General features: G+C 72.4%; 7 protein-coding genes. 5 read left to right on the top strand and 2 right to left on the bottom strand.

The window, feature by feature from the left end; all coding sequences use genetic code 11:
* Both ACRDSK_RS29475 and ACRDSK_RS29470 read right to left on the bottom strand, forming a co-directional pair.
* On the bottom strand, positions 1 to 837 hold an 837-nt coding region (locus ACRDSK_RS29475; RefSeq protein ID WP_431444626.1), incomplete at its 3' end, for a DUF3105 domain-containing protein.
* Positions 838 to 940: 103 nt separating this feature from the next.
* On the bottom strand, positions 941 to 1,591 hold the full coding sequence (locus tag ACRDSK_RS29470; RefSeq protein WP_431444625.1) for a DUF3105 domain-containing protein: 651 nt from the start codon (positions 1,589 to 1,591) through the stop codon (positions 941 to 943).
* Positions 1,592 to 1,712: 121 nt separating this feature from the next.
* Here ACRDSK_RS29470 and argS point away from each other — a divergent pair, with 121 nt between their 5' ends.
* The 5 genes from argS to ACRDSK_RS29445 form a co-directional block, all read left to right on the top strand.
* The gene (gene argS, locus ACRDSK_RS29465) at positions 1,713 to 3,377 is read left to right on the top strand and encodes an arginine--tRNA ligase (protein WP_431444624.1); all 1,665 of its coding nucleotides are present in this window, start codon (positions 1,713 to 1,715) and stop codon (positions 3,375 to 3,377) included.
* Positions 3,378 to 3,517: 140 nt separating this feature from the next.
* Positions 3,518 to 4,954: a diaminopimelate decarboxylase gene (lysA, locus tag ACRDSK_RS29460; RefSeq protein ID WP_431444623.1), complete on the top strand. Its 1,437-nt coding sequence runs from the start codon at positions 3,518 to 3,520 to the stop codon at positions 4,952 to 4,954.
* On the top strand, positions 4,951 to 6,237 hold the full coding sequence (locus ACRDSK_RS29455; RefSeq protein WP_431444622.1) for a homoserine dehydrogenase: 1,287 nt from the start codon (positions 4,951 to 4,953) through the stop codon (positions 6,235 to 6,237). The genes lysA and ACRDSK_RS29455 overlap by 4 nt, the downstream gene beginning before the upstream one ends.
* Positions 6,234 to 7,310 carry a threonine synthase gene (gene thrC, locus ACRDSK_RS29450; RefSeq protein WP_431444621.1) on the top strand — a complete coding sequence of 359 codons (1,077 nt, stop codon included), beginning with the start codon at positions 6,234 to 6,236 and terminating at the stop codon, positions 7,308 to 7,310. Before ACRDSK_RS29455 ends, thrC begins: the two co-directional genes overlap by 4 nt.
* A partial coding sequence (locus ACRDSK_RS29445) for a homoserine kinase (RefSeq protein WP_431444620.1) occupies positions 7,307 to 7,861 on the top strand: 555 nt, incomplete at its 3' end. The genes thrC and ACRDSK_RS29445, both read left to right, overlap by 4 nt.

Raw genomic sequence — 7,861 nt, 5'->3', positions numbered from 1 at the left:
GCCGCCGGCCGGCGGCGTGGCGGCGGGCGGGGTGACCGGCGGCTGGCCGGACTCGTCCGCGGCCTCGATCGCGCCCTTGCCGTCCATCGTCACCGCGTCCTTGCCCGGCTTCTCCGCCACGAACGGCGGCGGGTTGGTCGGGTCGAAGCCGGTGCCGTCGGAGTCACAGCGCCCGCCCGGCTCCGGGTTCTGGTACTGGTTCTCCCGCAGCGAGTTGATGAACTGGTCGATCCGCTCGTCGTCGGCCTTGTCCAGCTTGAGCTGGTGGCCCCACGACTGCAGCGAGAGCGGCTTGTCGAGGCCCGGGTACGGGGACATCATCATGTACGGCTGGTTCTCGACCTTGGACTTCAGCGAGTTCAGCGCGCTGCCCTTGATCTTTTCCGGGTCGTAGGCGATCCACACGGCACCGTGCTCCAGCGAGTGGACCATGTTCTCGTTGCGGACCGGCTTCTCGTAGACCGTGCCGGCGCAGTTGGCCCAGGCCTGGTCGTGCGGGCCGCCGAAGGGCGGGCTCTGGTCGTAGGCCACCCGCTGCTCGGGGGTGACGTGCTTCGAGCCCTCGTAGGTGACCTTCTCGACGTCGCCGATGTTGTCCGACGGGTCCTTGTTGTCCTCCGAGGCGACCCACTTCTCCTTCTCGCTGATCTGCGTGAAGGCGTAGGTGAACACGCCGCCGGCCAGCAGCACGACCACGATGACCCCGAAGATCATGCCCCAGGGCTTGGGCTTGCCGGCCCGCGCGATCGAGTTGCGCGCACGCCCCGACTTGGCGGCTCCACCCTTGCCCTTGACCTTGGGCTTGTTCCCGCCCTTGCTCTTCGTGCCGCTCGCCATGCCGGTCTCGGACCTCGTCTCGTACAGGCTCAATACAGGGGAAGACAGACTGCAGCGGACAAGTGTAAGGAACAGGGGTGTTGGGTCAGTGTCAGGGATCTGGTCAGGGACCTTCGACCGGTGCCGCGTCCGGGCCGGGCGGGCTCGGGTCGAACGGCGGCGGGTTGGCCACGTCGAAGCCGCCCGGGCTCGTGCCGCAGGGCGCGCCGGGCTCGGGTGTGGTGTACCGGTTGTCCCGCAGCGCGGTGATGAACTGGTCGATCCGCTCGTCGTCGGCCTGGTCCAGCTTGAGCTGGTGGCCCCAGGACTGCAGCGAGACCGGCGCGTCCAGGTCGGGGTACGGCGAGAGCATCAGGTACGGCTGACCGTCGACCTTCGCGGCCAGCGTCTCGAGCTCGCTCGCCCGCACCGTGGCCGGGTCGTAGGCGATCCACACCGCGCCGTGCTCCAGCGCGTGGACCATGTTCTCGTTGCGGACCGGCTTGACGTAGACGGTGCCCGCGCAGTCCGCCCAGGTCCCGGCGTGCTTGCCGCCGTAGGGCGGGGCCTTGTCGTAGGCGACCCGCTGGCCGTCGAGCGCGTGCGAGGGCTGGTACTCCGTGACGACCACGCCCTCGATCGCCTTCGACGGGTCCTGGTTGTCCTCGGACGGCTCGAACGCGCTCATGTCCGGCTTGGTGCTGGGCGGCGCCTCGTTCGTGCTGGTCCGGCTGCTGCAGCCGGCGACCAGGGCGAGGCAGGCGGCCGCGACCACGAACCCGCGACGGGTGTGCGAAGTGTCGATGACGATCTTCCTCCCGGGTCCGGACTCCCCACGACAGCCTATGGGCGAGGCCACTCCTTCGGGTCCGGGCGGCGTACCTAGACTTCACAGGGTGACTCCCGCCGCGCTTGCCGACCTCGTCCGCGCCGTCGCCGTGGACGTGCTGACCAGCCGAGACCTCGACCACGCCGCCCTGCCACCGGCGGTGACGATCGAGCGTCCGAGAAACCCCGAGCACGGCGACTACGCGACGAACCTGGCGCTGCAGGTCGCGAAGAAGGTGGGGGTGGCGCCGCGCGACCTCGCGGGCTGGCTCGCCGCCGCGCTCGCCGGCCGGGACGGCGTGGCCGCGGCCGACGTCGCCGGGCCCGGCTTCATCAACCTCCGCCTCGCCGCCGACGCCCAGGGCGAGATCGTCCGCCAGGTGCTCGACGCCGGCGAGGCCTACGGCCGGGGCGACGCGCTGGCCGGCCGCCGGATCAACCTCGAGTTCGTCTCCGCCAACCCGACCGGGCCGTTGCATCTCGGTGGCACCCGGTGGGCCGCGGTCGGCGACGCGCTCGGCCGGTTGCTGTCCGCGCAGGGCGCCGAGGTCGTGCGCGAGTACTACTTCAACGACGCGGGCGCGCAGATCGACCGGTTCGTGCGTTCGCTGATCGCCTCGGCCAAGGGCGAGCCGCCGCCCGAGGACGGCTACGCGGGCGCGTACCTGTCCGACGTCGCCGCCGAGGTGCTGCGCACAGAGCCGAACGCGCTGTCGCTGCCCGAGGACGAGTGCGCGGAGACGTTCCGCCGCATCGGCGTCAGCCTGATGTTCGAGGAGATCAAGCGGAGCCTGCACGAGTTCGGCACCGACTTCGACGTCTACTTCCACGAGGACTCGCTGCACAGCTCCGGCCAGGTGGCCGAGGTCGTCGACGAGCTCAAGGCGAAGGGCCACCTCTACGAGGCCGAGGGTGCGTGGTGGCTGCGCACCGAGGCCTTCGGCGACGACCGGGACCGGGTGGTCATCAGGTCCGACGGCACCCCGGCCTACATCGCGGGTGACATCGCCTACTTCCGGGACAAGCGCCGCCGCGGGTTCGACCTGTGCATCTACATGCTCGGCGCGGACCACCACGGCTACATCGCCCGGCTCAAGGCCGCGGCCGGCGCGCTGGAGGACGACCCGGCCACGGTCGAGGTGCTCATCGGGCAGCTGGTCAACCTGGTCAGCGAGGGCAAGCCGGTGCGGATGTCGAAGCGTTCCGGGACCGTGGTGACGATGGAGGACCTGGTCGACGCCGTCGGCGTGGACGCGGCCCGCTACGCGCTCGTCCGGTCCTCGGTGGACGCGACCATCGACATCGACCTGGACCTGTGGAGCCGGCACACCAACGACAACCCGGTGTTCTACGTGCAGTACGCGCACGCCCGGCTGTCGTCGCTGGAGCGCAACGCCGCGGACCTGGGCATCAAGGTGCCCACATCGGCGAACGACGTCGATCTCGGCCTGCTCACCCACCAGCGGGAGGGTGAGCTGATCCGCACGCTCGGCGACTTCCCGAAGGTGGTGGACACCGCCGCGGAGCTGCGCGAGCCGCACCGGATCGCGCGCTACCTCGAGGAGCTCGCGAGCGCGTACCACAAGTTCTACGACAGCTGCCGCGTCCTGCCGCAGGGCGACGAGGAGGCGACCCCGCTGACCACCGCCCGCCTCGCGCTCTGCGCCGCGGTGCGCCGGCTGCTCGCGAACGGCCTGGCCCTGCTCGGCGTCAGTGCCCCAGAACGGATGTAAATCCTCGTGAGTGCATCAGAGCCGCGTGGCAGCCAGCCGTCACCTCAGGGGAACGTGACGCAAACCAGCCACAAGTACGCACCAAACGGGACAGCTACGCCCAAGGTGACCAAACGTCAAAATTCCGGGGAGGCGGGAGGATGAGAGCGCATCCGGCTGGACCACTGCACGCCGACGTCCTTCCGCCGGGCTACACCGCCGGGCCCCGACCGTCCACCGCGGACGAGCTGGACGAGCTGATGCCCGCCGTCTGGCCGCGCAACGCCCGACGTGACGGCGACGGGTTCGTGCGGCTCGCCGGGGTCGACGTCCGGAACCTCGCCGTCGAGTACGGCACGCCGCTGTTCGTCGTGGACGAGGCCGACTTCCGGGCCCGCTGCGCCGAGCACGCGGCGGCGTTCGGCGACCCGGCCCTCGTGCACTACGCGGCGAAGGCGTTCCTGTCCGTCCAGGTGGCCAGGTGGGTCGCCGAGGAGGGGTTGTCGCTGGACGTGTGCAGCGGCGGCGAGCTCGAGATCGCGCTGCGCGCGGACTTCCCGCCCGAGCGGATCGCCTTGCACGGCAACAACAAGTCGGCCGCCGAGCTCGCCGCGGGGGTGTCGGTGGGAGTCGGCGCGGTCGTGCTGGACTCGTTCCACGAGATCGTCCGGCTGGACCGGATCGCCCGCGACCAGGGCACCGTGCAGGACGTGCTGGTGCGCGTGACGGTCGGCGTCGAGGCGCACACCCACGAGTACATCGCCACCGCGCACGAGGACCAGAAGTTCGGCTTCTCGCTGGCCGGCGGGCACGCCGCGGAGGCGGTGCGCCGCGTGCTCGGCTCGCCGGGGCTGCGCCTGGTCGGGTTGCACAGCCACATCGGCTCGCAGATCTTCGACGCCAACGCGTTCGAGGTCTCCGCGCACCGCGTCATCGGGCTGCTGGCCGGGCTGCGCGACGAGCACGGCGCGGACGCCCTCGCCAGCGTGTCCATTGTGGACCTCGGCGGCGGGCTGGGCATCGCCTACACCGCCGCGGACGACCCGCCGCCGCCGAGCTGGCTCGCCGAACAGCTGCGCAACATCGTGGCCAAGGAGTGCGAGCAGGCCGGGCTGGAGCCGCCGAAGATCGCCGTCGAGCCGGGGCGGGCGATCGCCGGGCCGGGCACGGTGACCGTCTACGAGGTCGGCACCATCAAGGACGTCGAGCTCGGCGGCGGCACCGCGCGCCGCTACGTGAGCGTGGACGGCGGGATGAGCGACAACATCCGCACCGCGCTCTACGACGCCGACTACGACTGCCGCGTGCTGTCCCGGTTCTCCGACGAGGGTGGCCGCGGCGGCGAGGCGGTGCTGTCCCGAGTGGTGGGCAAGCACTGCGAGTCCGGCGACGTCGTGGTGCGGGACTGCTGGCTGCCGGCCAACCTCGCGCCCGGCGACCTAATCGCGGTGGCCGCGACCGGCGCTTACTGCTACGCGATGGCGTCGAGCTACAACCGGCTGCCGCGCCCGGCCGTTGTCGCGGTCCGGGACGGCGTCGCGCGGCCGCTGCTGCGCCGCGAGACCGTGGACGACCTGCTGCGCCTGGAGATCTCATGAACATCAAGGTCGCGATGTTGGGCTGCGGCACCGTCGGGGCGGAGGTGGTCCGGCTGCTCCACGAGCAGTCCGGTGACCTGGCCGCCCGCGTCGGCGGGGAGATCGAGCTCGCCGGGATCGCGGTGCGGCGGCCGAACCGGCACCCGGAGGTCCCCGCGCACCTGCTCACCACCGACGCCGCCGGGCTGGTGGCGTCGGATGTGGACATCGTGGTCGAGGTGATCGGGGGCATCGAGCCGGCCCGGTCGCTGCTGACCGACGCGCTGCGCGCGGGCAAGTCCGTGGTCACCGCGAACAAGGCGCTGCTCGCCGAGCACGCCGCGGACCTGTTCGCCGCCGCCGACGCGAGCGCCGCGGACCTGTACTTCGAGGCCGCGGTCGCCGGCGCGATCCCGCTGGTGCGGCCGCTGCGCGAGTCGCTCGCGGGCGACCGGATCACCCGCGTGCTGGGCATCGTCAACGGCACCACCAACTATATCCTGTCCGCGATGGACTCCTCCGGCGCCGGCTACGCGGAGACCCTCGACGAGGCGTCCCGGCTCGGTTACGCGGAGGCCGACCCGACGGCCGATGTGGACGGTTACGACGCCGCCTCGAAGGCGGCCATCCTCGCCTCGATCGCCTTCCACACCAGGGTGACGGCGGCCGACGTGTACCGCGAGGGCATCGCGGCGGTCACTCCGGCGGACATCGCGGCGGCGCGCGGGCTCGGCCGCACGATCAAGCTGCTGGCCATCTGCGAGCGGGTCGACTCCGCCGACGGCGAGGCGGTCGCCGTGCGCGTGCACCCCGCGATGATCCCGCGCACGCACCCGCTCGCCGGGGTCGGCGGCGCGTTCAACGCGGTCTTCGTGGAGGCCGACGCGGCCGGCTCGCTGATGTTCTACGGCCAGGGCGCGGGTGGCGCACCGACCGCGAGCGCGGTGCTCGGCGATCTGGTCGCGGTGGCGCGCAACAAGGTCGTCGGTGGGCGCGGCCCGGGGGAGTCGTCCTACGCGGCGCTGCCCGTGCGCCCGGTCTCCCAAGTGGACACTCGCTACCACATCAGCCTGGACGTCGCGGACCGGCCGGGTGTGCTGTCCACGGTGGCGTCGGTCTTCGCCGAGCACGACGTGAGCATCGCAGCGGTCCGCCAGCAGGGCCGCAGCACGGACGCGAGCCTGGTGATCGTCACCCACTCCGCGCCCGACGCCGCCCTGCGGTCCACTGTGGACAAGATCGCGGGACTGCCGGTCGTGCACGAGGTGGTAAGCGTGATGCGGGTCGAAGGCGAGGAGTCATGACAGCTGCTGCCGGCATCCGCCCGGGATGGCCGGGCGTGATCCACGCTTACGCGGACCGGATTCCCCTCCCGGACGGTGCGAAGGTGGTGACGCTGCAGGAGGGCGGCACGCCGCTGCTCGAGGCGCGGCACGTCTCCGAGGTCACCGGCTGCCGGGTGTTCCTCAAGATCGAGGGCGCCAACCCGACCGGCTCGTTCAAGGACCGCGGGATGACCGTGGCGATCACGCACGCGCTGGCCACCGGCGCCACCGCGGTGATCTGCGCGTCGACCGGCAACACGTCCGCCTCGGCGGCCGCCTACGCCGGGCGGGCCGGGCTGACCTGCGCGGTCCTCGTGCCGAGCGGCAAGATCGCGATGGGCAAGCTCGCCCAGGCGGTGGCCCACGGCGCGCGGATCCTGCAGATCGACGGCAACTTCGACGACTGCCTCGAGCTGGCTCGCAAGACCGCCGCCGAGTACCCGGTCGAGCTGGTCAACTCGGTGAACCCGGTGCGGCTGGTGGGCCAGCAGACCGCCGCCTGGGAGATCTGCGACACGCTCGGCCGCGCGCCGGACGTGCACTGCCTGCCGGTCGGCAACGCGGGCAACATCACCGCCTACTGGCGCGGCTACGGCGCCTACGCCGACGACGGGCTGGTGGCCGGCCGGCCGCGGATGTTCGGCTTCCAGGCCGCCGGCGCGGCGCCGCTGGTGCACGGCGAGCCGGTGCGCGACCCGGACACCGTGGCGACCGCGATCCGGGTGGGCAACCCGGCCTCGTGGGCCGGCGCGATCGCCGCGCGCGACGAGTCCGGCGGGCTGATCGACGCGATCCCCGACGAGCGCCTGCTGGAGGCCTACCACCTGCTCGCGAGCCGCGAGGGGGTCTTCGTCGAGCCGGCGTCGGCGATCAGCGTGGCCGGCGCCCTGGCCACCGCCGCGGACGGCCGGCTGCCCGCCGGCTCGCTGGTGGTCTGCACGGTCACCGGGCACGGTCTCAAGGACCCGGACACGGCGCTGACGGAGATGGCTCCGGTCGAGCCCGTCCCCGTCTCGCCGGGCGCGGTCGCTTCGGCACTCGAGCTCACATGAGCGTGAGGGTCACGGTTCCGGCCTCGACCGCGAACCTGGGGTCCGGGTTCGACGCGCTGGGGCTCGCCCTCGCGCTGTACGACGTCGTCGAGGTGACCGTCACCGCGGAGGGTATCCGCGGCACAGTGACCGGCGAGGGCGCGGACCTGTCCGTGGACGCGGACCACCTCGTGGTGCGCGCGCTGCTGGCCGCGGCGAAGGAGGTCGGTCTCGACCTGCCCGGCGTGACGCTGACCTGCGCCAACGCGATCCCGCACGGACGCGGGCTCGGCTCGTCGGCGGCGGCCATCGTGGCCGGGATCGCCGCCGCCTACGCGCTCGCCGGCCGGGCGTTGGACGACGCGGCCCTGCAGCTCGCGGCCGGTTTCGAGGGACACGCCGACAACGTCGCCGCCAGCCTGTACGGCGGCCTCGCGCTCGCCTGGGCGGAGGCGGGTCCGACCGGGCCGGTCTACCGCGCGGCGCGCCTGGAGCCGCACCCGGCGGTGCGGCCGGTCGTGCTGATCCCGGCCGAGCAGTCCGCCACCGTGCTGACCCGTGGTCTGCTGCCC

It is taken from the genome of Actinophytocola sp. (assembly GCF_050699915.1).
Classification (GTDB): Bacteria; Actinomycetota; Actinomycetes; order Mycobacteriales; family Pseudonocardiaceae; genus Actinophytocola.
Note: the sequence above shows the minus strand (reverse complement) of the source record. Positions and strands in the feature narration are given on the sequence as shown.